This window comes from Shewanella sp. 5S214, from assembly GCF_041439795.1.
Lineage (GTDB): Bacteria > Pseudomonadota > Gammaproteobacteria > Enterobacterales > Shewanellaceae > Shewanella > Shewanella vesiculosa.
This window is the reverse complement of record NZ_JBGOOV010000006.1, coordinates 1-25,373: the sequence shown is the minus strand read 5'-3', so window position 1 is coordinate 25,373 and position 25,373 is coordinate 1. Positions and strand designations below refer to the sequence as shown.

Sequence of the window (25,373 nt, the reverse complement as noted above, 5' to 3'; positions counted from 1 at the left end):
AGTCGTAGTTTTCATGTCCCTTCCAATCGCTCTGGTCTAACAATTGGTCGTGGTTATGATATGAAAGAGAAAACGGCTACTCAGATTAAGAATCACCTGATACTAGCTGGTGTCGAAGTTATAAAGGCTGGTGTCATATCATTAGCTGCTGGTAAAATAGGTAATATGGCAAAATTATTTGTTATTGAAAATGATTTACTTGACTTTTAAACATCAGCACAGGCGCTGTTAAAACTGTTTGAAATCATTTGTAAAGAGTTAGAGTTAGATGTAACTGATTTGTAATAATAATAAGATCGTTACCGATTACGGCCTAACAAATTGGGCTGCGTTGAATAGTAAAATCAAAGCAGTGACAATCGATTTACGTTTAAGGGGTGATTGTCATGGGAGTTCACGTCGATTCTTACAGAAACATATAGCATCAAATGATCTGTTTGAGTTTACAAAAGAAATATTAAAAGAAGCTAATTGGGGAGCGGTTCCTTCTTCCAGACGACCAGCTCGAATAAAATTTATTCAATCATAGGTGATTTAGATGAAGACAGCATTTTCTATTTTAATTGTTTTATTAATTATGCTTTTGTCTAATGCTCAAGCTAAGCAAGACGAAACATATGTCAGTTTTGATGCATGGGAAATTGGATTTGATAGAGTTAATAATAAAGTATTTCGATGGATTTTATTTCACCCTGATAGCAATTTTCCTTGTTTACGAATTGAGAACCTAGAGTCAGGCACACACAAATTAATAAATAGGCGTGACATTTGCAATATTTATGATAAGGAAATGCAAATAACTCATGATTTTAAACAGCTTAGTTCTTTAGATATTCATAATCTGAAAGTATCTAATGCTAGATTATTGTTCGATGCAGAGTTATCTTTATTAAGTGATTCTGTTGTTTTTATGCATTGTGTCGTGAATATTTTAGACGATGGTTTTTCTGATCCAGATTGTAATAGAGTCATCAACAAAGACTAATTTGAGTTTAATTGCCACCAACTCGAAACTGATTTACTGTATTACGACTTCAATATGTTAATCATTGTAAAATTAAATGTTCTATTAAGCATCACCTCTAACAGTGTTCTGGTCTAATTCCATTGGACACTTAATTTTGAGATAGTATGCGTCGCATATGGAAGACTATTGGGAAAATGGATTAAATGAATTTAATCCCAAAAATCAAGAAGAATTTATAGAAGTCTTAGATCAAGAAAAAAGAAAAATTTGCTGCACGTCATGCACTAAGAACCGAATTTTGCGCGAATAGTGAGTTCACTGGCGATGGTATGACACCGTGTCGACATACTGGTAATAATCATGGCGTAGTAGAAACATTAACACTGGAAATAATCTACCAACTATAACTGAAATGAAAAATGTGACCACAATTCATTTAACATCGATTAAAGGATAAACACTTGGGCAATGTAATATGTAAACCATTGGGATTAATAGATCATCGTAATCTTAAAAGTGATGAAGAAGTATTGTTAACGATTGATTATGAAATTTTTTCTGATGAAACAACTTTACTCATTAAAAAGTGTAGCCACTTAGTGATATCGACTGATTTTTATTCGAAAATGAAAAATAAAAGAAGATATTCACAGTCGGAATATCCGTTAACCGCATTGCCGTGGATTATTGACCGAATAGAAAATGGTTTTTTTAAAAATCCGGATGCAGGAGGTTTTTCAGACTTTGAACGCAATACTACTGCTGAATTTGAAGGCGAAACCATTGGCATTAATGCCATGGCACATTGTTACACTGAAAACTTACCTGGCTTAAATATTTGGAATGGTAATAGGAAAAGTTATATTTCTAATATAACACCTCACGAGTGGAATATTCCTAATGATATGTTGAAAGACGGTTTGTTAGATAAACTAAAAATAATAGCCGATAAATACTCATGAATGTATTACTGTAGCTATTATACTAATGACAAGGATAATACGATGTCATTAATAAAAATAACTCAAGCTGTCGGGCTGGGTGGAGCTAACAATGTAAACGATGTAAAAGCAGTACAAAAGGCATTAAATAAATTACTCAAATTCATTCCTGCTACAAAATCATTAATTGTTGATGGCCGTTTAGGCTCTAGGCATGAAAGCTCTATAACTGTTGCAGCGATTAAGTTATTTCAAAGCAAAGTACTTAATATGCTACGTCCAGATGGCAAAATTGACGCTAATGGTCGAACTCATCGAAAGATAAATGAAAAGTTAATAGCCGTATCAAGCAAGTTTAACTATAAGTTGCCGATAGCATCTATTGATATTCCAACATTATCAGAGTCTGATTATCTAGATATTGCGAATCAACTTGGCTGTAAAGTCGCTGTAGTCAAAGCTGTTGCGGACGTTGAGTCTTCTGGTGATGCATTTTTTTCAAACGGAAAGCCAAAAATTTTATATGAAGCCCATATTTTTTCTCATTTGACAAATCACAAGTATGATCAGAGTAACCCATCTGTATCCAGCAGAACTTGGAATCGAAGCTTATATAACGGTGGCTCCCAGGAGTATGCAAGGCTTGAAATTGCCATGACGTTAGATTCTTCAGAGGCTTTGAAGTCGACTTCATGGGGGCGCTTTCAAATTATGGGCTTTAATTATAGTGAGTCAGGTTTTACTAGCGTAGAAGCATTTGTTAAAGCAATGTTCAGCTCAGAAAGAAAACAGCTTGATGCTTTCGTTAGCTTTGTAAAGAATAAAGGGCTAGAAAAGTACCTAATAACGCTAGACTGGGCTTCATTTGCTAAAGGTTATAACGGGTCGCAGTACGAACAGAATATGTATGATGTTAAATTACAGAAGGCATTTGAAAAATATGACAAAAAGTAAACTCTCTAACGCTTTGTGGGTTTTACCCTTATTTTTAGTTGCATCGTGTAGTGCCTCTCAGCGTGATGAGGCAGAGATTATATTTAAATGCCACGCTGATCAGCCCAAATCGATTGATGTTGTTATTAGTAAAATGGATAACACGTTTAAATTAGAGCAATTTAACATTGCAAGTTCAAAGCTTGCTAATGCAGAGCTAATTAGTGATGTGAGTAAATCGAGCTTCCACCGCTCTTTAGTCACTGAGCACAGTATGACTTTTACACACGGCGATAGTGAAGTCATCGTGAGTGACTACTACAGCGAAGAACTTAATATGATTACTAAAGAAACATCAGTAACAATACAAAAAATTGGTAAAAAAGAATATTGGCTTTGTGATGATTCAGGTTTTAGTAAGTTGGGCTCTGTTGAAGATTTCTAGTAAATTAAAAATAGTCGTTATAATGTTTTTATTCGTTGGCCTTAATACTAAAGGTATAGGTAAAATCGTTATACCTTTAGTATTTAATTTTTGTGTAAGCTAATGAAAGTATTGATTATCTTTATGACATAAAAGTGATTGAAGTGGGGTAAATGTACCAAGATGATGAATTAGAAAAGCAGGTCTATTTTGCTGAACAGGCTCATTCATACCTTCGCCTATGCTTTCTTTTATAGTTCATATTTCTCAAAAAGAGTTTCTTCAGAAGGGCTTTGACATGGTGAAAATATTTTTGTTTGCTTTTTCATTGTTATATCTTTTACCAACGCAGCAGGTCCGAGGTGGGATAATTCAATTGATATAGATGATCCTAACTTAACAATTAATGTAGCCGCTCAACAGTGCCAAAAAAGCTTAATTAATGCTCCTGAAAAGTTGGAACTGTGGTGTGAAAAAGCCATTAATATGGGTTCTTGGAGAGGTTTAGTACCTCTTAGCTTGCACACCGGTAATGGTGATTGTTAGTTAAGGAAGCAACAAAAAGAGTTAATGCGAAAGATCCTCCAGCTTACTCTATACTCGCTTGGATTTATGAAGGTGGTATGTTTGTAGACCAAGATATTAATTATGCTATTTCACTCCATAAAGAGTTTTTAGCATTGGATGTTGAGCTACCCAAATCGTCAGTTACTGCTACCCATGAAGAGCTAGCAAAGCTGTTTAAAACACAACAGAACTGGCTATCGGTTAGTAAGCACGCTCAGTACGTTTTTGAAATACTACGTTTGAGTTTAATAAAGAATATGCGGCTCGATTGATGAAGCTCGCACACGATAAATTAGTCGAGGAAGGCTATTCTAAACATTAACAAAAATAAACTTATTGATAGGTATATATAAAGTTAACATTTTCTATTGTTTTGTTACTTATTTTTTTGTCATGGCTATAGGGACACACTAACCTGTTCTGGACAATTCCAACCGGACACTTTTCTAAAAGAGATTTCAAATTCTATCGGTGACTGATCAGCATTTGCCGAGTGCAGTCGTTCTACATTGTAATATTTCATATATTTAGCCACATCATCACACATATGTTGACGAGTCGGCTGTGGTACTTTTAACAGCCAGTCATGCTTCAAACTACCAAAAAAACGCTCCACAACAGCATTGTCCCAACACGCACCAATATCGCCATGCTGGCTCGACAGTTCAATTGTTTTAATAAACATCGATAACCTTTACTGGTATATTGAGAACCTCTATCGCTATGAAATACTAAGCCCTTAGGTAGTTTTCGCAAGTTGTATGCCTTCAAAATTGCTTTCTCAACTAAGCTTCGCTTCATGCGGTTAGAGATATGCAAGCCGACAATTCTGCGTGAATACAAATCTATTACAACTGCGAAATATAGCCAACCTCATCTGTTTTAAGGTAGCTCATATCACCTGCCCAGACTTGGTTTGGCCCTACAGGATTAAAATTCATATTAAGCAATTTATCAGCCACACTATCACTGCGTTTACGCTTTGTGGTGACTTTAAAAGCAAGTCGTTGCGTCACAAGCCGTTTCAGACGCGCCATTAATTTAATGGTGCGATACGTGTAATACTAAACCCTTCCTTGCGTAACGCTTTAGCTTACTCTCGACTGCCCAAGCTGTTTCGACTGGCCTTGAATAATGGTTTAGCTCGAAGAAATAATTCTAGTGCATCGGCAGTGATAAGCTAACAAGGACTTTTCAACCAAGCGTAATAAGCTGATGTACTTACTCGCATCACTCTACACGCCATCGAAATAGGATATTCCGACTCAAGAGTATTGATAAATGAATATCTTACTTCATTTCTTTCGCAAAGAAGGCGCTGGCCTTTTCTAGGATGTCATGCTCCATTAATAAGCGTTTATTCTCTTTGCGTAACAGCATAAGTTCGGTGCGTTCATCTACAGATAATACATCGCCTTCTGCTTGCTTTTTGTGTTTAGCGACCCAGTTGTATAAAATCTTATCTGTGATGCCTAAAGAGGCTGCTGATTGAGCTATCGTGTAATGTTGTTCAAGCACCAAAGCCACAGCTTCTTGTTTAAAATCGTCTGGATATTGCTTATTTATTCGTTTAGTCATATTCACCTCAATAATGGCATTATATTCCTTTATTAAAGTGTCCGACTAATTAACCACAACAGGATCTATTGATGGGGGTTTATGGAAAATATTGATACTAGAAAAGAAGTCTATTTATTGAATTACGATCAAAATCAAAATGCTATTTTATACAATATTGAGACAGAGGGAATTTCTCATATTCAATGGGAGGATACCTTGTCTGATAAAATGCTAGGCTATTTTCATAAAGTAGAGCAGAAATATTTTTTATTATTTGCTGCAAATGGGCGTGTCTTTTTAAGCGCTGAAGGATGGATTTTTGAATTAAATGCCCCTTCAACACATCTTTCAATCGCGACATCAAAAAGTGTTACTTATTTCTACGCTAAAAATAAAGTAAATTTTTTTAAGTTCGAATACCCCTCTTGGCGCTCGGAATTAGGATATGAAAAGCCGGATATTGTTAGTGATATAGTCGAGGATGATGATGAACTATATGATTTTTTCTATTACGTTTATGGTATGTGGCTTAAACGAGATTTTATTTGGAAGTGTGAGCTCTGGATGGAGACTAGTGATAAAGCCTATTAAAAAATTATAAAATAAGTATTTAGCGCCAAAATAATTATGAATTTTGATATGGTTCATCAAAATGCTGACGGTGATGTGATCATAGTTGAAGCCAAAGAGGGCAAGAGTCCACTGGGTAAAAAGCAAATAGGCGATCAGGATTATCAACAAGGTACGTTACTGTGGTAAGTCTCGTTAGTACACTTTATTCCGAATAAAAGTAAGATAGCGAATCATTAATAAAGTAAAGGAATACGATGCACGATATATTTGGCGAAATTGGTCTCGAATTTTAGACTTAAACACTCAAGGAGTGGTTAGGTTAGGTTGGGTTGTGGGGACATTTTTACTGGTCGTGTTGATTAAATGGTTTGTTCAACAATACGACGTCCCGGAATTTGAATCTACAGTTAAATCAATTATGTCTTAACTGGGTTAGTCGTATCAATTAATCCATGTCAGAGCTTGCTGATTCACTGGCTAGAATAGTTTGAATATCGTGTGGATGCACTTTAACGCAAATACCATTGGCTTTAAATGCGATGGTTGGATTTGCTAAGCGTTCGTTATCACCTTTAGGTGAACTTAGCTTTACCTTAATGTTATGCTCACTTTTACCGGTATTGGCACTATCAGCGACAATAATCTCAGCTAATTGTGGGGCGTGTTCAATGAGTTCTGCCACGAATGCTTCACTGGTTTTCGCTTGTGATGGAAACACTAATTCGATATGTTCCCAACCTTCAACGGGATAAGCTTTGTCTGAAGGAAAGGGCAATTCAACACACTGAATGTTCATTGCCCCCATAACTAATGGTTCTGCTAATTTAATGATTAAAATCGGCCGACCGTTAATCATATTATTAGAGATAATGTCTCCATACTGACTAAATTCATCTGCCAGTAACTGCGCCGTTTGGCTGTTATTCACTCGAAGAGCTGCGTGATCACAATGAAGGGATAAACCTTCTAAACCTAACTGATGTATGAATGCAATAATGCGTTGACTAAAATCTGGCCAAGTATGTTGTAAGTATTGGTAATTCATTTAATAACCCAAAAAACAAAGCAAAATGGTATGGTTGATAGTAGATCAGCTTATGGCCATATCTCAATTGGCGTACCAGCATCAATCATTTGCCAAAGTTCATCCATTTCTTTGTTGGTGACAGCTATACAACCGTTGGTCCAGTTGTACTTTTGTGCTTCTTCTGGCGGTAACGATGAGCGAGGGTTTTCACCGTGGATCATGATCATACCACCTGCTCTTATGCCTAATGCGTCAGCACGCAATTTGTCTTCTTCATTAGGATATGAAATATGAATCGATTTATAAAATGCACTATCCGATTTTTTATAATCTAAGGTGTAACGACCTTGTGGAGTACGTTGATCACCTTCTTTAAGTTTATGACCACTGGGCACGTCACCCATAGCAATCAGATAACTTTTAATCACTTTTCCGTCACGCATAACAGACATGCGGGATTCAGATTTATTAACGACAACTAAATCGACTTTGGCCTTTAAAGATTGAGCTGATGATGCATTCGCCAACAACGGGCAACAAAATATAACCATGAATAATATAGACAGCGTGCGCATGAAATCTCCGTAAACCAATGACCTTTTTATTTTTTATTGTAAAATGACCGATTGTGAATGTTAAATCTCGGCGGTCAATGTTAGATTTTAACGACATCAAGGGTTAATTGATATTAGTTGACCGAGTTATTTGCAAGTTTTTGCAAGTTTTTTTGATAGATATAACCTAATACAGCGAAACCTAAAATGAATACCGAAGAAAAAGCCGACAGCCCACTAAAACAAACACTCAGAAGCGTGATATTTGGTACTGAAACGCCAGCAGGTAAACGCTTCGATATTGCACTGATGATTTGTATTGTACTGAGTGTGACACTGATTTTTATCGACACCATAGGAACTATTCATGCGCAATATGGTGATTATATTCGTATTGGAGAATGGACCTTTACGGTAATCTTTACCGTTGAGTACATATTAAGATTATATTGTTCATTGAATCGGTTACACTATGCCCGCAGTTTCTTCGGTGTAGTCGATTTAGTGTCTATTTTGCCCAGTTATTTAGGTTTGATATTCCCTGGTGCAAATTTAGCATTAGCAATACGAGTGTTAAGGCTATTCCGTGTATTCAGAGTGTTAAAGCTACTGCGCTATTTAAGTGACGGTAATATATTGCTCAAAGCCATGATACTGTCGAGCCGTAAAGTGTTTCTGTTTTTCTTTTCGGTCAGCCTGATCATTATGGTACTGAGTGTGATTATGTATGTTGTTGAAGGCCCAGTGAATGGCTTTACTTCCATACCTAAATCAATGTATTGGACAATCGTAACGATTACCACTGTGGGTTATGGAGATATTACGCCGCAAACTACGTTAGGTCAGGGGATTGCTGCGCTAACCATGCTTATTGGTTATTCGATTATTGCCATTCCAACCGGCATTTTAACCGCTGAGATCTCAAATGAAATGGTCAGAACCCGTGATTTACGTAAATGTAATAATTGCGGTAAAAAAGGCCACGATAATGATGCCGAGTACTGTAATCATTGTGGCAGCGAGTTAGAAAAGCTGTAGTTTCACCTTTATTCATCATCCAGTGACAATCTTGCGCAGGGTGATTTCATCTCAAGGATACCAATGACCACAGCTAAATTTGTCGAAGGCCCCATTTTACGCCACATCTTAGTGATGAGTTCGACCGCTGCGGTCGGTATTTCGGCGTTATTTGTTGTCGATTTACTCGATATTTTCTTCTTAAGCTTGCTCGGCGAAGTTGAGCTTGCTGCTGCGGCAGGTTATGCCAGCACCATTTCATTTTTTACCACTTCTATTGGTATCGGCTTATCCATTGCCCTTGGTGCCTTAGTGTCAAAAGCTGTGGGTGCTAAGAATATTAAGTTAGCGAAAAGATTATTCTTAAACAGTGCCATAGTCACATTAGTGACCAGTGTGTTGGTGGCTGCAGTGGTGATTACATTTGTTCCAGAGCTGCTCGCATTAATCGGTGCAACAGGGCGTACTGCAGAGCTAGCCCAAAGCTATTTGTATATTCTACTGCCATCGTTACCGTTTATTTGTTTAGCCATGGCATTGGGTGGCGCTTTACGTGCCGTGGGTGATGCAAAATTGTCGATGATGTCAACACTCGCTGGTGGCGGTGTTAATGCGGTGTTGGATCCTATCTTTATTTTTTCTTTATCAATGGGCATCGAAGGTGCAGCGGCCGCGTCAGTTCTTGCTCGTATCGCAGTATTCATTATCTCCGCGCGCGGTGTGGTGATAAAACATAAGTTGTTAGGTCGATTCTCATTTGACGAGTTTAAACAAGATCTCAGGGTAATATTTGCCATTGCCGCCCCAGCAATGCTCACCAATGTGGCCACCCCAATAGGTAATGCCGTGGTTACGCGTGCCATAGCCGATTTTGGTGACAGTTATGTGGCCGGTTGGGCGGTATTAGGCCGCTTGATCCCTGTAACGTTTGGGATGATTTTTGCTCTGTCTGGCGCCGTTGGGCCGATTGTGGGACAAAACTTTGGCGCCAATGAAATAGAGCGTGTGAGATTAAGTTTGACCAACGCGATTCAGTTTTGTGTGGCTTACGTATTAGTGATGTCGCTAGGGCTGTATTTATTGCGTAATGTGATTGTCAGTAGTTTTGATATGGAAGGTGATGCTGCCGAGTTGATTCTGTTTTTCTGCCAATATATCGCGGTGTTCTTTATCTTTTCGGGTATCTTATTTATTGCCAATGCGTCATTTAATAATTTAGGTAAAGCCAAATATTCGACCTTTTTTAACGTCGGTAAAGCCACCATTGGTACTATCCCCTTTGTGTATTTTGGTGCGCAGTGGGGCGGGGTATTTGGGGTGCTCATTGGCCAAGTGATTGGATCAATCATCTTTGGTGTGATTGGTATTTTTTGCGCATATCGATTAGTGGATAAAATTAGTCGTCAAGGCTTAGTGTCCGCAGCAGCCAATCAACAAGTGTTAGAAAACGATGTGATTAACATTGATATGGTCGCGGCACCGTCACCTATGTCTGGGCGTACTCAGATGGCGCAATTGGATGAAGAGCCCTTGTGTAAACAGTTCGCCGAGCAGACTCCTGTCGATAAAGCGAATACCGATAAGGACGACGTTAACACCAGCTTTGCAGAGCAATCTATTCCAGCATCATTGATTAAAGATCAAACTATTGACGATAAAACTCGTGCAAATAACGCTAATACTGACACTAGGCCTACAGACACAAGCAAATAATGGCATAGGTTATTCCAATAACGGTTTAATCCCTATTGAGTCTATATTGAACAGCTAATAAAAAGCCCCTATTTTGGTTTGACCAAGATAGGGGCTTTTTGTTACTAACAGCTTAATAGGTGTTAGTCTTTGTCAGTTTCCGGGTTACTTGTCTCTGTGGCTGCAATTTGTTCTGCCGCTTCAGCTAACGCAATTTTTTCGCGTTCAGCTTTAGAAATATAACGCTCAACTGGCTTATTACTTGGATTCGCTGGCACGACTTTGTTCTGACGAGCCTTAGCTCGTTTTGCCAACTTTTTGATCATCTCTTGCTTTCTGTTCATCTGATTTCTTACTTTATAAACGATAGACTATTTATATCTTTGTAGACAATAAATAGCATATCAAAGCGTGATGACACTGGTCTTGGAGCCAACGGCACCATCACGAGAAAATTTGGAGGCTAATTTTAACTTAATTGCTTAGCTGGATATAGTGTTTTATCTAACTGTCGCATTATTAGTACTTTCAGTAGACTAAAAACATCACCGGATTAACGACTAATTAGCGAATTTTTTGATATCTTCAGCAGTAGCGCCATCGTTGCATTCGCCACGAATTTCACCGCGTTCAGCTTCAACATAACGACTTAATTCAATAAAGCCAGCCTGACAATAACCGTTCATTTCGATGGTTTTTCTGACACCGATATCGATTTGTTGGTTCCATAGTTCGAGACGGTTTTCAGCATTACGTTGCTCAATGAGATAGCTTTGTGCATCTTGTGTACTGCGACGTATTATTCTGTCTTGCGGCGGATCACTGGGTATACTGCGATCAAGCGCGGTAGCCAACTTTGCCTTGTAGACAAATAACTTAATCCCGTTGCCTTTAATTTCCGTGCTAAATGCATCGCGAAATTGGCCAACAAAATCCATTGGATCTGGTTCGCTCGCGCTACACGCGCTTAGCAGTATGATACTGCAGACGGTTAAGCCGAATTTTGACACACATAACCTCATTAATTCTTGGTTAAAAAATTTTGGCATAAACGCTGCCAATCTCATATTCACCATCGATTAATAGCCCAATAACATGAGTAGCAAAGAGATCCGCAGACGTTTATTCGCCACAGTGTTGTGATGCACTGTGGCTACATATTCGCTAGGTTGTCGCTAATTTAAGCGGATAACGCTTTAAGCGAAACGTTCGTTAAGGTAACTCGTAATGGCTTTAGACTCATATAACCATTGGGTTTTACCGTCTTGCTCAATACGTAAACAAGGTACTTGTAGTTTGCCGCCTTGGCTAGTTAACACGCTTTTGTGTTGCTCTTGTTTAGCATCAACTAAATTAATGCTTAGGTTTTGACGACGCATTTCACGACGCACTTTGACGCAAAAAGGGCAGGCTGCGTATTGATACAAAGCCAGTGATTGAGTCTGTTGATCGACAGTCGCTTGTTGCTCTTGCGGACGTTGGCGCTTTTTAGGGGCAAACACAAAATTTAACAACAAAATAATTCGACCTAAAATCCAGCGAACGATAAACATAGATAACCTCAATCTTAGCTATTAATAATATGACATGATTGCAAACGCTTGTTATGACTCGTTTGCAATGTATGCGCAGTCTACCCGATGTCGATAGCGGTTAACAGCTAACAACAGGTTATTTTACTTGTAGTTCAAGCGATGCTTCAGCGGCATCTTCAGCTGTGTTGATACGGCTCTCAAGTACAAATACTTTACCCGCATCAATACCGGCTTGATCGATTAAATAGGCTTTTACGGCCTTCGCACGCTGTTGTGCTAATTCGCCTAAGTCATCGCGAGTAGATTGCTGTTGGTTTTTAAGCATATTGTACAAGCCTATATGCCAGCGAGTGATCAATTCGGCTTCTGTGATTTCTGGTGTTTGCTGTTTGAGCGTTTGCTTGATGTCCTGTGGTGGTTGTGACAATTCTTGCTCCGCCAGTTGGTAGAGTGCATCAGCTATCGGCCCTGTTGCAGGAAACTGGCTAGCAGATAAACTTTTTGGGAAATCTTTGAATTTAATGCCCGCCGTTTTAGCCAGCTTTTTATGCAGTTGAGATTCAGCTAACGCTTGTTGGTCGTTAATTAAGTCGACACTGCCTTTGATATTAAGATTAAGTAGCGGTCGGTCAATTAACGCTTTAGCCAGCTTGTCTAAAGTGGTTTTTTGTTTAAGCGTAATCGTGCTTAGTCCATAATCGAAACTGATTCTATCCATTTCTTCATCATCACCCACAAGACCTGCTAAAAACGAAAAAGGTGAGGTGACAACCTTGGTAATAACATTGCCTAACGCATTAATTATTATGCTACCAAAGCTAAAGCTTGGAGAATCAATGTCCCCAGAAACATCAACGCCCAAATCAATCACGCCGTTGCGATCTTGCAACAACGCAACGGCTAGCGTAACCGGTAGGCTGGTGGCTAGGCTGCTATTACTAGGTTTACCTAGCTTGAGTTGATCAATCACAACGTGATTGCTACCGACCAAGGCATTATTTTTAAGTTGGTAGTTGAGGTCTAATGACAACAGGCCTTTATCAATATAATAGCCTGCATAAGTGCCTGAATAAGGGTTAACCGAGGTCAGTTCAACTTTATCAAAGTTTAAGTTAAGGTCGAGGTAAGGCTGCGCGAGTAATGGATTAACATCGCCTTTAAGGGTTACGGGTGCATATTTGTCTATTTTACCCGTTAAATCAACGGATGCTGTAGTTTCAGGATTCGATGATAAGTTGGTGATTTGGCCGTTAAGCATTTCAATGCCGGAAGCAAAATTAGGTGTTAAGGAGTTATCTGCAAAGAAGGCTGAGCTGTCTTTAAAACCAATTTTATTAATATTAAGCTGCATTTGCGCGGGCTTGGCAGTGGCGGGTGACTCATTGCCAGCCGATAATACAGCAGCTTCATCGGCAGATGTCGCTCTGGCATTACTGGGTTCAACGCCAACTTGCTTAGGGGGTGTTGCAGTGTCAGTTGTGTTGATTAATGCACTGATATTGGTAGTGCGGTCAGCGGAAATAATTAGGCGACTAAATAGGGTATCGAAGTTTATTTCATCGATATCAATTTTAGCTTGTTGACGATCAAACGCTAATTGGTTGATGTCCATGGTTTCCCATGTCAGCAAAGGCTGTTTTAAGACATTATCGTTAATATGCAATTGGCTGATGTTTGCGCTACCTGAGTAGGTCAGCATGTCCTTGGCATCGGCATGCAAACGGCCCTTAGTTGAAAACATCCCGTCTTCTATGGTCATATTTATGTACGGGGCGATATAGGGTTGTAAGCGTGATAACAACATGTTGCTAAAATCGATGTCCGCATCGACAGTTTGCGCGACGGCATCAATTTGCCCAATAGAGGTTAATAGGCTCTGAGCATTGATGCCTGCTGAAAGTTGATAATCAATTGGAGTTGATAGATCAGATTTCACGATACCGGTACTGATATCTATTGGGCCAATTTGCCATAGGATAATGTTATCACTGGCAATACCTTCACCCAGATCGACTAAATATTCTGCAATAGAGATTTTGTTGAGCGTCACGAGCCAAGGTGCGTCAGCGTCAACTGCTTTAGATACCGTTTGCGATTGAGGGGTTACTGAGGTCGTTTCTGCTGTAGACGCAGATAACGCTGTTGTATCAGAGCCAAGAGAGGCTTGCGTTTGTTGGCTAGTGCTATTGATCGTAGCATCGTCAGCATCTGTAGTCTGTTCAGTGGCAACCTCTGTGGTGAGCTTGTTGACTACCGCAACCGCCTTGTCTGTCACAGGGGCAGATGGCTCTGAAGTGCTCGCTTTTGTGGTATCGCTATTTAATGCTTCTGATGGTGTGTCATCTGTGCGAGTCTGATTTACGGTATCAACCTCAGTCGTCAGCTCAGTATTTTTAGGTAACAACAACGCAACGAGATCAGCGCCTGTCGGGGTGATCTTGAGTTTGATTTTACCATTTTCTGTGTGGAACTCATCAATATTCACGCGTTTTTTCAGGCTATCAAGATTGATGTTTTTTAACGCTAACACATCAATCGCAATTTTTTCATCTTGTTGATACAAGGCTTTAAAACGATCAATTGTTATCTGCCCCTTGGTGACTTTTATATCAGTGATTGGGGCCAAGTTTTTATCTTGTAATATCACCTTATATTGGCCGTTTAGGCTCAACATACCTTCCGCTAAATTCATGGCAAACAGTTGATCGACAACCGACCAATAGCGCGATAAATCAATGCCTGTAACATTAAGATCGCCTTCAATGGCCAGTGGCGCTAATTGGAACTGTCCTTGCAGTGTCACTGAAGCTTTAAATTGATCTTCTATGCTTAAATTATAACGATTTACTTGCTCTTGCTTGTCGTTTAACGCGCTACTTAGGCTATTGAATTGGGCTAATGACACATTGATATTTGGATAATTAATGTGGGTATCTGTGACGTTGTCGTCTAGGGTAAATACGCCTTGTTGGATCTGAATATTAGCAATGCTTATCGCGGGGATCACACTTGGTTCAGTACTGGTTGGCGTTGGCTGAGTATTTTGGCTCAGGCGGGTCATAATATCGCTAAAGTTAAACACCACTTGCTGATCAGCTGCTTGCGAACGCGCCACCTTAATGGTGGGTTTCACTAAGCGGATATCTTCAATCACCAATGACCAAGACGTAATCGATTGCCATAATTGGATATTGGCATACACATTAGCTAATGACGCAAACGTTTGTTGGCTATTAAATTCATTAATCACCAAGCCAGAGATGTTGAGTTCTAAGGTAAATGGATTGATTCGAACGTCTTGCAAGGTCACGCTTCTGCCTAACTGCTCGGCTAATATTGCGGGTGCTTGTTGTTTGGCTATGTACGGAATAACGCCACCAAGAACAGCACAGCCTAATAGATAAAGAGTTAATCCATAAAGAGCTAATTTTTGTATACGAAAGCGAGAATTAATCGCTGAGCGCATCTGAGAGAAATACGAGGTCATATGAGATAATCTTGATGTGAAACAGTGTCGACAGTGGTTTATTTTAGCAAAAAAACGATCTTAACGAATGATTATTTTGTGAGTAAAACGGATTAATTTACATTTGTGGACATAGATGTTAGATTTACATTTAAGTTAATGTAATTGATAGGTTTTATGCTTTTCTCATTTTGAGAATGTTAAGCGCAAATGCCCTGTTAATGACTTGTGTCGATATAATGTTGTTAACCTTGATGTTGTGATTTCATCATTTAACTCACATTATAATGGCGATATCTAAGGTGATATTGAACCCTACTTTCAAGGATGATAAATGCAAATCCGTCTTGCCTCGAGCATTGATTTAGAACCGCTTAGCCTGTTATTTGATCAATATCGGCAGCAATTACAACAATCCGCTGACTATCCCGCGTGTCATTCATTTTTGAAAAACCGCTTGGCCGAAAACGATTCGATGATTTTTGTTGCCCTCATAGATGACAATATTGTGGGCTTTATTCAATTATATCCATCATTCTCCTCAGTGCGCCTGGCACCCGTATGGCATTTAGAAGATGTATTTGTCCTGCCAGACTATCAGCAACATAATGTGGTGAGTCAAATGCATACAAAGGCCCAATTACTGGCACACAGCATGGGAGTATTATTGATTAACCGTCACGATGACGAAGCCTTCGGCGAGTCTGAATCGCATAGTTGCTTGGTGTAAAGCTGATCAGTTAAACAGTGGGTTATTCAAGTCTTTGACGACATGAACGATGAATTATGTAGACCTCAGTTATTTTCTGGTAAAATAGCGCAGGTTTTTTATTTATTAATCATCATCTACGTTAAGGAAAAGAGATTGAATAAGAGCGTATTAACCAACCTTATTGCCGCCATTCTTATGGTGGCCGGGTATGTGTTACAGCAACACATTGTGATGACAATAGGTTTATTTGCATTGTCGGGCGCGTTAACAAACTGGTTAGCTATCCACATGTTGTTTGAAAAAGTCCCTGGATTGTATGGCTCTGGCGTGGTTCCGTCACGATTTGAAGAGTTTAAAGCGGGCATTAAACATCTCATGATGAAGCAATTTTTTACTCAAGAGAATATTGATCGCTTTTTGACAACCAGCAGTGCTAGCAGTATTGATTTAACACCTGTGATTGAAAAAATTGATTTAGCGCCATCATTTGATGCATTGGTGTCGACCATTGAAAAGTCATCGTTTGGTGGTATGTTAGCCATGTTTGGTGGCACCGAGGCGTTAATTCCGTTAAAAGAACCATTCATTGAAAAAATGAAGCTGTCTTTAGTGGAACTGGCCCAAAGTGAAGAGTTCAATGCAATTTTAGTTAATGAGCTTGAAAAACCGGATGTTATCGCCGATATGCAGGCGAAAGTGGCCAATATCGTTGACCAGCGTTTAAATGAGCTTACGCCAGAATTAGTCAAACAAATCATTCAAGATATGATTAAAACCCATTTAGGTTGGTTAGTGGTATGGGGCGGTGTATTTGGTGGCATTATTGGTGCCGTAGCGGCATTGCTACAACAATAGTATCAAACCACGCATTGTTTCATTAGCAGAGTGACCAGTCCGATTAAGCCATCCTTCTATATGGACGCTACAGGTTAATTGGTGCTAAGCGACTGAACTAAATTAAAAAGTGCAATAACAGAGGTGAGCATGAGTCAGCATCATAGTATCAATTATTTAGAAATACCTGTGAAAGACATTATTGCCACTAAAGCCTTTTTTACTCAGGTGTTTGCTTGGCAGTTTCAAGATTATGGACCGCAATACAGCTGTTTTTTACGAGTCGGTATTGACGGTGGCTTTTATCAAGCTGACAGTCAATTTACCTTGGCAAAGGGCAGCCCGTTAATCGTTATTTATAGCCAAGATTTATCGGCTACAGAAGCTAAAATTATTCAGTCCGGTGGACAGATAACCAAAGCGATATTCAGTTTTCCTGGTGGTAGACGGTTTCATTTCACTGACATTAATGGCAATGAATATGGCGTCTGGTCAGAATAAAAATAACAGCAATAACAACATTGCCTCACCGTGTGTGAGGCAATGTTGTTTAGATGAACAGGATGTCTGCTTAGGCTGCCATCGTACTCTCGATGAAATTTTAGCCTGGCATGCGATGAACGATCAGCAAAAAAGTGCCTTACTTGCTACATTACAACAACGCGCTAATGCAGGTAAAAAACGTTAGCTGAGTTAGTGTTGAGTCAGTGCTTCACTCATTGGGTTGACTTAGTCTGCAGTTATTTGATTGGTTCTTGGTTCAGTGTCGGTTCTAAACAGGCTAAATCCACGAGCTTGATAGTTTTGCAATGCACTAGGGTGATCTAAGGTGCAAGTGTGTACCCACACTCTGCGAGTATTGGGTAATTCCCATGCTTTTTCAATTGCTTGGGTCAATAAATAGCCGCCAAACCCTTTACCAATAAAGCGCTCTCCTAAGCCAAAATACACAATCTCTACATTAGCCTCATCTTGTTGCTGTAACTCAAAATATCCAGCGGGTGCACCATCTTTATACGCCACAAACAAGTGTAAATTATCCGCTTCGCTGTATGCCTGCCATTGGCTATTGGTCCAAGGTAGTCTATCTGTCCATTCCCATCCAGCACCGACAAACTGATACAGAAAACGGTTGAATTGATATTGTTTTATTTGTACTTCAACCACGGTTAACCCGTTGGCATCATGCTTAGGCTTCAATTGGCTGCGGTCGGTCATTTCAAGATTAAAAATACTGATGTCTGTCATACAAAGCCTTATTATTTTTTATTATCTTCATAGAGTAAGGTTCAATATTACAAGATAGTGCTAAAAAAAACACCACCCTGATTGGGTGGTGTTTTTGTGTGGTTAAAGGTTAATACGCGCTAGCGTGAACGTTTTTAACCGCACGACCAGATGGGTCGTTAATGCCTTGTAAGCTAGCATCCCATAACAGTGCTTCTGGTGTTGAACATGCTACTGTTTTTCCACCAGGCACGGTTTCAGCTGCGGTGGTTAATGGGAAAAACTCTTCAAAGAAGCTGCGGTAGAAATAGGCTTCTTTCGATTCTGGCGTGTTGTATGGGAAACGGAATTTTGCGTTGGCAAATTGTACGTCATCCACGTTTGCCGCCGCGTGTGCCTTTAAGCCGTCAATCCAAGAGTAGCCAACGCCATCACTGAACTGCTCTTTTTGACGCCATACCACTTCCTTTGGCAACTTGTGCTCAAATGCCTGACGTAAAATATGCTTTTCGATGCGACCATCTTTAGACATTTTGGCTTCTGGGTTGATGCGCATTGCAACGTCGATAAACTCTTTATCTAAGAAAGGCACCCGAGCTTCAAGTCCCCATGCTGCCATGGCTTTGTTGGCTCGCAAGCAATCAAATAAGTGCAGTTTATCAAGCTTTCGCACTAATTCTTCATGAAATGCCTGAGCGTTAGGCGCTTTATGGAAATACAAGTAACCACCAAATAACTCGTCAGCTCCTTCGCCAGATAACACCATTTTAATGCCCATGGCTTTAATTTTACGTGCCATTAGATACATTGGTGTTGCCGCACGAATGGTGGTGACGTCGTATGTTTCCAAATGGTAAATCACTTCTTTAATTGCATCTAGACCTTCTTGGAAGGTATACACAATAGGGTGGTGAATAGTGCCAATGGCATCGGCCACTTTTTGCGCCGCGACTAAGTCTGGAGACTCGGCTAACCCAACAGCAAATGAATGCAGTTGTGGCCACCATGCGCCGGTTTCGCCGTCGTTTTCAATACGGTGCTTTGCATATGTTTGTGTAATAGCAGAAATCACTGACGAATCTAAGCCACCAGAGAGTAATACACCATAAGGTACATCAGACATTAACTGGCGTTTTACTGCAGCTTCTAATGCTTCACGTAATTCTTCAATACTGGCTGGGTTGTCTTTAACCGCATCAAAATCACGCCAATCACGCTGATAATACTGTGTTGGCTGACCATCGGCAGAATATAAGTATTGGCCAGGGTAGAACTCAGCAACTGTTTTACACACAGGCATTAATGCTTTCATTTCTGAGGCAACATAGAAGTTACCCGACGCATCATGACCGGTATAAAGCGGGATAATTCCCATATGGTCACGACCGATTAAGTAAGTGCCTTTGGCTTTGTCATACAGTACAAATGCAAAGATGCCGTTAAGTTTATCTAAAAAATCACAACCGTATTCTTGGTAAAGTGACAAGATCACTTCGCAATCTGAGTTGGTTTTATATTGGTATTTTTCACCTAGCTGTGCTTTTAACTGCTTGTGGTTATAAATTTCACCGTTTACGGCTAACACTAAGTTGCCATCAAAACTGATAAGTGGTTGTGCTCCGTGGTCAACGTCAACAATTGATAAACGTTCATGAGCTAAAATAGCTTGGTCATCAGCATACACACCAGACCAATCTGGACCACGGTGACGTAGTAGTTTTGACATTTCTAACGCCACTTGGCGCAGTTGGCTTGCATCAGTTTTGATGTCTAAAATCGAAAATATTGAACACATAATACGGCTCCAGCAGCGTTGGCTAATCTTTATCTGGTTCCTACTCTGCCAGCATTTTCGTTAACTGCCAAGCTTGTTTTTTAAGATAACGTCATAAAAATGTCTATTTTAGTGATTTTATCTCTTTAAAATATCTTTTTAATTGATGAATATTTATTAAAAATGCTTTTTTGTTGATGTATGTTTATTTTATTGGCTATTGTGGCTATTTTTTTTAAGATTTCACAATCAAATACCACTAAACACGATTATTGCACTAAGCTAGTGCGCTTGCTGTTTATTTGTGCAATAACGGTCTAAGTTGTCCTTTATGTTGCTTAATTTTATTGGTAAAAGCGCCGCTTAGGATATTTTATGATCTATATTACCCCTCTAGATTGAGCCTTTATGGTAATCATTTAGATCAATGTCAGTGTCTAATAAGACTAAGCTGAGCGACACAAGATTAACAGCTAAACAGCTGAATAGATGAATAGATGAGTATGGCATTCGTTTGAACGTTCTGTTGTTAACGTAAGTTGAGTGATGGTTTTTGAGGAGAATACCGTGGTTGGTGAAACAGATTTAGCTAAGTTACTGGCATCAATGTCGCCGATATTATTAGCAGATGAATACGTTTTTTGTTCGGTACCGGGCCAATATGGTGATTATCAAACTTTATCGCCGCTGGCAACGTTTCGTGAAACGGAAGGGTTGACTTTAGTGCTAACCAAAGCGGCTGCTATTGCTGGTGGCTTAGCATTTGAATCCGTGTTTAAAGGTATTACTTTAACGGTGCACTCTAGTCTTGATGCCGTTGGGTTAACGGCAGCGGTAGCCCATAAACTCTCACAAAAGGGCATTAGTGCTAACGTGATTGCGGCCTACTATCACGACCATATTTTTGTGCAAACAGAAAAGGCCGCTTTAGCTATTGAGGCATTAAATGAGTTTGCTGTTTAGGGCTTTTATCTGATTGATGACCTTTGTTTTAAGTAGGTTAATAACAAAATAAGAATCATCATAAAACCCAGCATAAAAAAGCCCATCAAATAGATGATGGGCTAATCCTTGGGGGGGAAGGAACTGGGGTTATAGGCTTAATCTGCTGGGCGTAACTGATTAAATTCAGAAGCTGCAAAGTATCCTGGCCAATCTTGGTTATTGGCTAATTCAGCTGCAGCTTGGTAATACACACCTAAATCTTGTAACGCACCGGATAAATCCCATTCAGGGTGATAATAATCACACACGTTATGGTAACAGCCTTTCATTTTCACCATCATTGACGCTTTGTATTGTGCCGTTGCATCATCAAGGGGATCATTTCCTCCTCCGGCAAACACGGCAGGGACACCTAACTTGGCAAAACTGAAGTGGTCTGAACGGAAAAAACCACCTGATGCAGGGTTAAGTTCGCCTTGGCTAATGCGATGTTGTTTAGCAACGGCGCGATCTAAATAGTTTTCTAATTCTGACTGGCCTTTACCGACAATAGTATAATCTTTGGTTTTGCCGTAAACATTGGTGCTGTCGAGATTAAATACTGCCACCGTTTTATCAATAGGATAAATCGGGTTGGCCGCATAGTAGCGTGAGCCTAATAAGCCTTGTTCTTCACCAGTAGTGGCAATAAAGGTTAATGAGCGGGCTAAGCCTTGACCTTGTTTGGCGCGCTGGGCAAATTGGCGGGCGATTTCTAAAATACCTGCAGTACCGGAAGCGTTATCTAATGCACCGTTGTAAATTTGGTCACCGTCTTTGGTGTCATCTTTACCTAGGTGATCCCAGTGAGCGGTGAATAAAATCTGTTCATCGGTTTGAGTGGTGCCAGGTAAGGTAGCAACCACATTATAACTGTCGGCGAACTCCGCTTTGTTAGCAAATTCAATGCTAGCTGTTTGAGCTAAATCGACATTAAGTGAACTGTTGGCCGCACGATCCATTAACGAGGTTAATGACAGGCCTGCTTTGTCAAATAAGGCTGTTGCGCTGTCTAAGGTTAGCCAACCTTCAACTTGAATGCGTTGATCTTGCTCCGCCTGGCTTAATACTAGATCTTGTTGTGGACCGGTCCAGCTATTTTCGACAACCGACCAAGGGTAAGAGGCCGGCTCAGTTTCATGGATAATGATTGCGCCTAATGCACCTTGGCGACTGGCTTCTTCAAACTTATAACTCCAACGGCCATAGTAAGTCATCGCTTTACCATTAAACTTGGCCCCTTCAGGATGTGCAAAACCAGGGTCATTGACCAAAATGATGGCGATTTTGCCTTTCATGTCGAGGTCTTGGTAATCATTCCAGCCATATTCAGGCGCATTAATACCGTAACCAACAAACACCAATGGCGCATCTTTAATGCTCACTTGCTGGTTATTGTGACGACTGCTAAGCACAATATCCTGACGATATTGCATCTTAATACCTGCTAAATTAACCTGCTGTTTTTCGCTGGCGGTATAACTCACCATAGGCACAGGTTGCAGAAAACTGCCTTTATAAGCGCCTTTAAGGCCCATTTGGGTGAAAGCTGCAGATAGATACTCTAGGGTCAGTTTTTCGCCTTGAGTTGTGGGAGCACGGCCTTCAAATTTATCAGAGGATAATGTTTCGATATCCGTTCTAAAGCGTTGTTCATCGAAGGTAACAGCAGCGGTTTGGGTTGCGCTGACTTGCTCAGTCGAAGCGTGTTTAACATCTTCACTGTTACATGCTGTTAGTAAGGCAATGGCGCAAAAAGGAAACAATCGTTTCATGCTATGTCCTGTTATTATTTTTAGTTTTATTTCAGACAAGCATAATGAGCCAAGCCAGTGCTTGAAAACAAGGTCACTGGCTTGGAAATATGTTACCTAATGTAAATTGTGATGACAGCAAGTCAGCTTATTAACTAATTGATCTTATTGGGTTGGAGCAAAAATTTCTCGTGCTAAGTCGCATAGATTAGTGATGAGGCCGATAGGCTTCTTGTCATTAAACATATGCTTAGACATGTCAGACGCAATCTTATAAATCAATTGTCACTAAACGATATCAATATCACCAGCACATGCAAACACATGATTTGGTCTGAAAGGTTCTTTATCAATATCACTCATTTGGCTTACACCACTGGTAACCAAAATGGTTTCTAGACCCGCTTGGAAGCCTGCTAAAATATCGGTGCGCATATTGTCGCCAATAATGACAGTGTTTTCAGAGTGTCCCTGAATATGATTTAACGCAGAGCGGATAATCCACGAGCTAGGTTTACCCACATAAAATGGCATTTTACCTGTAATACGCTCAATGGCTGCACACAAGGCGCCACAAGCAGGGCTAAATGCTGGGCCGTGGGTGTCTGGATTCGTGGCAATAAAGCGGGCACCGCCAGCAACAAAACGCGATGCTTTATGGATCATGTCCCAGTTGTACGAGCGAGTTTCACCGACTATGACAAAGTCTGGGTTAATATCGGTAATAGTGAAACCTGCATTATACAACTCATGGGTCAGCGCACCTTCACCGATCACATAGGCTTTGCTGCCATTTTGGTGTTTCAAAAAGTCGGCCGTGGCCATCGCTGAGGTATAAAAACAGGTTTCTGGTACATTAATACCTGCAGCGCCAAGTCGGTTTTGTAAGTCTTTACCCGTTTGAACGGGATAATTAGTGAGAATAACCAGCGGATTGCCTTGTTCAAGTACGCGATGAATAAACTTGTCGCTTCCAGGAATTAGCTTGTTGTCGTGCAGTAACACACCATCAATATCGCAAATAATATTTTTCATTCAGTCATTTCTTCCTTCAAATACAACCTGCTTACATCTAATGCTAATTCAATTAAGAAAACAACGATTAAATACAAAAAGTACCTGTTTGGTGATTGATTTACTGTATTGTGAGCAGGGGGATAGATTATCGGATAGGGGGGATTAGGCTTTTTGTTACACACTCGGCTAGCTGTTGATAGATATGGTCTGCGACCACGAACATAGTTATTTTCACTCAAACCAGAGCAAAAGGAAACCAGCGACTGTGTCTTCTTAACTTTGTTTAAAAGAATTAGCTCAGCCACTTGAATCGCTTCCATTGGGAACGTTATCTGTGAAGATCGTCGATAGTGATGTAGGCTGGAGAAATCAAATGTTGCATGGTAATGATGTAGATAAGGACGAGTGTTTGGTACGAAAGTGAGCCCGCTTCAAGTTGCTCTCCCGTTGCAAGAAAACAACTACAACTTTGTTAATCGAGAAATGCAAATGATGACTTCAAATGAAGTTAGTACCTACCCTTGTAGTGGTCAAAAGATTTTGACCACTACATAATCTTAAATTTCATACTTGATAGATTATAAGATGGGTATTTTTTTGCTTTCAACAGCTTTGACATTCTCTTTTGGCACTTGAAGATTAAGCACTCCATTTTTAAAAGAGGCTTTTATATCTGCTTCATTTGGCCTGCAATTAAGGGTAAAACTGCGCACATACTTACCAGAGCGACGTTCTTTTCTGATCACACGTCCATCTTCTTTTTCTTCATTATCTTCAGCTGTAGTCGCTTCAATGGTGAGTAAATCACCATCAAGTGTGACATGAAGATCCTTTTTTTCTACACCCGGTAAATCAGCATTAATTTCATAGTGATCAGCTTTATCATTGATGTCCACTCTTGGGCTAAAAAAATCCAAGTCCTTTGTGCTTTCAAACATAGGGGAATAGAAGTTGTCAAAAATATCAGTCATATTAAATAGAGAGTTTCTAGGAATTAAGTTCATAATAAAAATCTCCTTTTAGAGGGGGGAACTGTTCATCACGTTGATTTAGACCAACAATCAACATGACGAAATCTTATATATTGCAGATTAATCATAACGGTTAAATAATGTACGCAGCATGATGCAGATCAAATATCTGCTCAAAATGTGATGTTAATCTATACTGTTGTTTATTATGTTAATTATTTTTAGTTATAGGTTTAGAACATACTTTAAATTATTAGAATGATATGGCTTAGAACACTCAGGTATATCTATTCATTTCCAAGTTAGTTGCTTGCATATGTCAGCTCCATAGTAAGCTACTCGGGTAATCCTCAACGAGAGTTACTTGGTATGTTATGGTTTTATGAAATGACTGAAAATTGTGTGTGTAGCCTTAGGTTTTCTTATCATTTCTCACTGGCTGCACTCCATCGTATTCATTAAAAAGTCTCCAATATCTTCAAGTTCAGAGTTGAATTTGTCCATTTTCAATTAAGTAGGCAAACTCATTTATGCCTCATTATGATTTAGAACAATTACTCATTCGAACTTTGTGTTTCTGTGTTTGCCTCATATTTACTAATGCGGAAAGCAAAAGATAAGGCCCTAGTAACTTGTTTTGTAGTATGCCTTAAAGACTGTCAAGAGGACTTATGACCCCAGTATGATGGCCACCAATCACATGGGTATATATCTCGGTCGTTTTGACATCACTGTGTCCCAATAACTCTTGGATGGTACGAATGTCATGGCCTTTGAGTAATAAAGATGTTGCAAATGAATGGCGGAAAGTATGGGCGGTAACGCGCTTATCTATACCACAGTT

At 39.7% G+C, this 25,373-nt stretch carries 26 protein-coding genes and 1 pseudogene; 14 read left to right on the top strand and 13 right to left on the bottom strand.

Annotated features, from left to right (window positions below; all coding sequences use genetic code 11):
* Positions 1 to 60: 60 nt before the first annotated feature.
* From ACED29_RS05465 to ACED29_RS05440, 6 genes are all read left to right on the top strand, one after another.
* On the top strand, positions 61 to 210 hold the full coding sequence (locus ACED29_RS05465; protein WP_371697215.1) for a hypothetical protein: 150 nt from the start codon (positions 61 to 63) through the stop codon (positions 208 to 210).
* 328 nt (positions 211 to 538) lie between these two features.
* A complete protein-coding gene (locus tag ACED29_RS05460; RefSeq protein ID WP_371697214.1) occupies positions 539 to 985 on the top strand; it encodes a hypothetical protein in 447 nt (148 codons plus the stop codon).
* Between the two features lie 443 nt (positions 986 to 1,428).
* Positions 1,429 to 1,929, top strand: coding sequence for a hypothetical protein (locus ACED29_RS05455; RefSeq protein WP_371697213.1), 501 nt, complete (start codon positions 1,429 to 1,431; stop codon positions 1,927 to 1,929).
* Between the two features lie 42 nt (positions 1,930 to 1,971).
* Positions 1,972 to 2,862: an N-acetylmuramidase domain-containing protein gene (locus tag ACED29_RS05450; RefSeq protein WP_371697212.1), complete on the top strand. Its 891-nt coding sequence runs from the start codon at positions 1,972 to 1,974 to the stop codon at positions 2,860 to 2,862.
* Positions 2,849 to 3,286 (top strand): hypothetical protein, encoded by a 438-nt coding sequence (locus tag ACED29_RS05445; RefSeq protein ID WP_371697211.1) that lies wholly within the window; start codon positions 2,849 to 2,851, stop codon positions 3,284 to 3,286. Before ACED29_RS05450 ends, ACED29_RS05445 begins: the two co-directional genes overlap by 14 nt.
* A 518-nt stretch (positions 3,287 to 3,804) precedes the next feature.
* Positions 3,805 to 4,104, top strand: coding sequence for a hypothetical protein (locus tag ACED29_RS05440; RefSeq protein ID WP_371697210.1), 300 nt, complete (start codon positions 3,805 to 3,807; stop codon positions 4,102 to 4,104).
* A gap of 125 nt (positions 4,105 to 4,229) precedes the next feature.
* Here the strand turns inward: ACED29_RS05440 and ACED29_RS05435 are convergent.
* Positions 4,230 to 5,410 (bottom strand): annotated as a pseudogene (locus ACED29_RS05435) (IS3 family transposase).
* An 81-nt stretch (positions 5,411 to 5,491) separates the two neighbouring features.
* Here ACED29_RS05435 and ACED29_RS05430 point away from each other — a divergent pair.
* The gene (locus ACED29_RS05430; protein WP_371697209.1) at positions 5,492 to 5,983 is read left to right on the top strand and encodes a hypothetical protein; all 492 of its coding nucleotides are present in this window, start codon (positions 5,492 to 5,494) and stop codon (positions 5,981 to 5,983) included.
* A gap of 427 nt (positions 5,984 to 6,410) precedes the next feature.
* On the opposite strand, the gene ACED29_RS05425 is transcribed toward ACED29_RS05430, so the two are convergent.
* Positions 6,411 to 7,010, bottom strand: coding sequence for a VOC family protein (locus ACED29_RS05425; RefSeq protein ID WP_371697208.1), 600 nt, complete (start codon positions 7,008 to 7,010; stop codon positions 6,411 to 6,413).
* 50 nt (positions 7,011 to 7,060) lie between these two features.
* Entirely contained in the window at positions 7,061 to 7,543 is a 483-nt protein-coding gene (locus ACED29_RS05420; RefSeq protein WP_259395350.1) for a murein L,D-transpeptidase family protein, read from the bottom strand.
* A gap of 210 nt (positions 7,544 to 7,753) precedes the next feature.
* Between ACED29_RS05420 and ACED29_RS05415 the strand changes: the two genes are divergently transcribed.
* Together ACED29_RS05415 and ACED29_RS05410 are read left to right on the top strand one after the other, a co-directional pair.
* Positions 7,754 to 8,584: an ion transporter gene (locus tag ACED29_RS05415; protein ID WP_124016027.1), complete on the top strand. Its 831-nt coding sequence runs from the start codon at positions 7,754 to 7,756 to the stop codon at positions 8,582 to 8,584.
* Between the two features lie 63 nt (positions 8,585 to 8,647).
* On the top strand, positions 8,648 to 10,276 hold the full coding sequence (locus ACED29_RS05410) for an MATE family efflux transporter (protein ID WP_371697207.1): 1,629 nt from the start codon (positions 8,648 to 8,650) through the stop codon (positions 10,274 to 10,276).
* Between the two features lie 122 nt (positions 10,277 to 10,398).
* Here ACED29_RS05410 and ACED29_RS05405 read toward each other — a convergent pair whose 3' ends face one another.
* The 4 genes from ACED29_RS05405 to ACED29_RS05390 all read right to left on the bottom strand — a co-directional run bounded on the left by ACED29_RS05405 (position 10,399) and on the right by ACED29_RS05390 (position 15,277).
* Positions 10,399 to 10,599 carry a DUF2986 domain-containing protein gene (locus tag ACED29_RS05405; protein ID WP_124016026.1) on the bottom strand — a complete coding sequence of 67 codons (201 nt, stop codon included), beginning with the start codon at positions 10,597 to 10,599 and terminating at the stop codon, positions 10,399 to 10,401.
* A gap of 216 nt (positions 10,600 to 10,815) precedes the next feature.
* Positions 10,816 to 11,265, bottom strand: coding sequence for a hypothetical protein (locus tag ACED29_RS05400; protein ID WP_182698786.1), 450 nt, complete (start codon positions 11,263 to 11,265; stop codon positions 10,816 to 10,818).
* Between the two features lie 186 nt (positions 11,266 to 11,451).
* Positions 11,452 to 11,808, bottom strand: coding sequence for a glutathione S-transferase N-terminal domain-containing protein (locus ACED29_RS05395; protein ID WP_124016024.1), 357 nt, complete (start codon positions 11,806 to 11,808; stop codon positions 11,452 to 11,454).
* Positions 11,809 to 11,926: 118 nt separating this feature from the next.
* Complete coding sequence (locus ACED29_RS05390) at positions 11,927 to 15,277, bottom strand: DUF748 domain-containing protein (RefSeq protein WP_371697206.1); 3,351 nt, start codon at positions 15,275 to 15,277, stop codon at positions 11,927 to 11,929.
* Between the two features lie 313 nt (positions 15,278 to 15,590).
* Here ACED29_RS05390 and ACED29_RS05385 point away from each other — a divergent pair, with 313 nt between their 5' ends.
* The 4 genes from ACED29_RS05385 to ACED29_RS05370 all read left to right on the top strand — a co-directional run bounded on the left by ACED29_RS05385 (position 15,591) and on the right by ACED29_RS05370 (position 17,490).
* Entirely contained in the window at positions 15,591 to 15,986 is a 396-nt protein-coding gene (locus ACED29_RS05385; protein ID WP_371697205.1) for a GNAT family N-acetyltransferase, read from the top strand.
* A gap of 135 nt (positions 15,987 to 16,121) precedes the next feature.
* Positions 16,122 to 16,823: a DUF445 domain-containing protein gene (locus ACED29_RS05380; protein WP_182741763.1), complete on the top strand. Its 702-nt coding sequence runs from the start codon at positions 16,122 to 16,124 to the stop codon at positions 16,821 to 16,823.
* A gap of 129 nt (positions 16,824 to 16,952) precedes the next feature.
* Positions 16,953 to 17,303, top strand: a complete 351-nt coding sequence (locus ACED29_RS05375) for a VOC family protein (protein WP_182698782.1) — start codon at positions 16,953 to 16,955, stop codon at positions 17,301 to 17,303.
* Positions 17,278 to 17,490: a DUF1289 domain-containing protein gene (locus ACED29_RS05370; RefSeq protein ID WP_124016260.1), complete on the top strand. Its 213-nt coding sequence runs from the start codon at positions 17,278 to 17,280 to the stop codon at positions 17,488 to 17,490. Before ACED29_RS05375 ends, ACED29_RS05370 begins: the two co-directional genes overlap by 26 nt.
* Positions 17,491 to 17,531: 41 nt before the next feature.
* Here the strand turns inward: ACED29_RS05370 and ACED29_RS05365 are convergent, their stop codons facing one another.
* Complete coding sequence (locus tag ACED29_RS05365) at positions 17,532 to 18,050, bottom strand: GNAT family N-acetyltransferase (RefSeq protein WP_182741764.1); 519 nt, start codon at positions 18,048 to 18,050, stop codon at positions 17,532 to 17,534.
* Between the two features lie 109 nt (positions 18,051 to 18,159).
* Positions 18,160 to 19,824 carry an asparagine synthase B gene (gene asnB / locus ACED29_RS05360; protein ID WP_371697204.1) on the bottom strand — a complete coding sequence of 555 codons (1,665 nt, stop codon included), beginning with the start codon at positions 19,822 to 19,824 and terminating at the stop codon, positions 18,160 to 18,162.
* 546 nt (positions 19,825 to 20,370) lie between these two features.
* Here asnB and ACED29_RS05355 point away from each other — a divergent pair.
* A complete protein-coding gene (locus ACED29_RS05355; RefSeq protein ID WP_371697203.1) occupies positions 20,371 to 20,766 on the top strand; it encodes an ACT domain-containing protein in 396 nt (131 codons plus the stop codon).
* A 137-nt stretch (positions 20,767 to 20,903) separates the two neighbouring features.
* Here the strand turns inward: ACED29_RS05355 and ACED29_RS05350 are convergent, their stop codons facing one another.
* The 4 genes from ACED29_RS05350 to ACED29_RS05335 form a co-directional block, all read right to left on the bottom strand.
* Positions 20,904 to 22,562: a M28 family metallopeptidase gene (locus tag ACED29_RS05350; RefSeq protein ID WP_371697202.1), complete on the bottom strand. Its 1,659-nt coding sequence runs from the start codon at positions 22,560 to 22,562 to the stop codon at positions 20,904 to 20,906.
* A 267-nt stretch (positions 22,563 to 22,829) separates the two neighbouring features.
* Complete coding sequence (locus ACED29_RS05345) at positions 22,830 to 23,576, bottom strand: HAD-IIA family hydrolase (RefSeq protein ID WP_182698777.1); 747 nt, start codon at positions 23,574 to 23,576, stop codon at positions 22,830 to 22,832.
* A gap of 560 nt (positions 23,577 to 24,136) precedes the next feature.
* Positions 24,137 to 24,562 (bottom strand): Hsp20/alpha crystallin family protein, encoded by a 426-nt coding sequence (locus tag ACED29_RS05340; RefSeq protein ID WP_220494427.1) that lies wholly within the window; start codon positions 24,560 to 24,562, stop codon positions 24,137 to 24,139.
* A 616-nt stretch (positions 24,563 to 25,178) separates the two neighbouring features.
* On the bottom strand, positions 25,179 to 25,373 hold a 195-nt coding region (locus tag ACED29_RS05335; RefSeq protein ID WP_371697201.1), incomplete at its 5' end, for a tyrosine-type recombinase/integrase.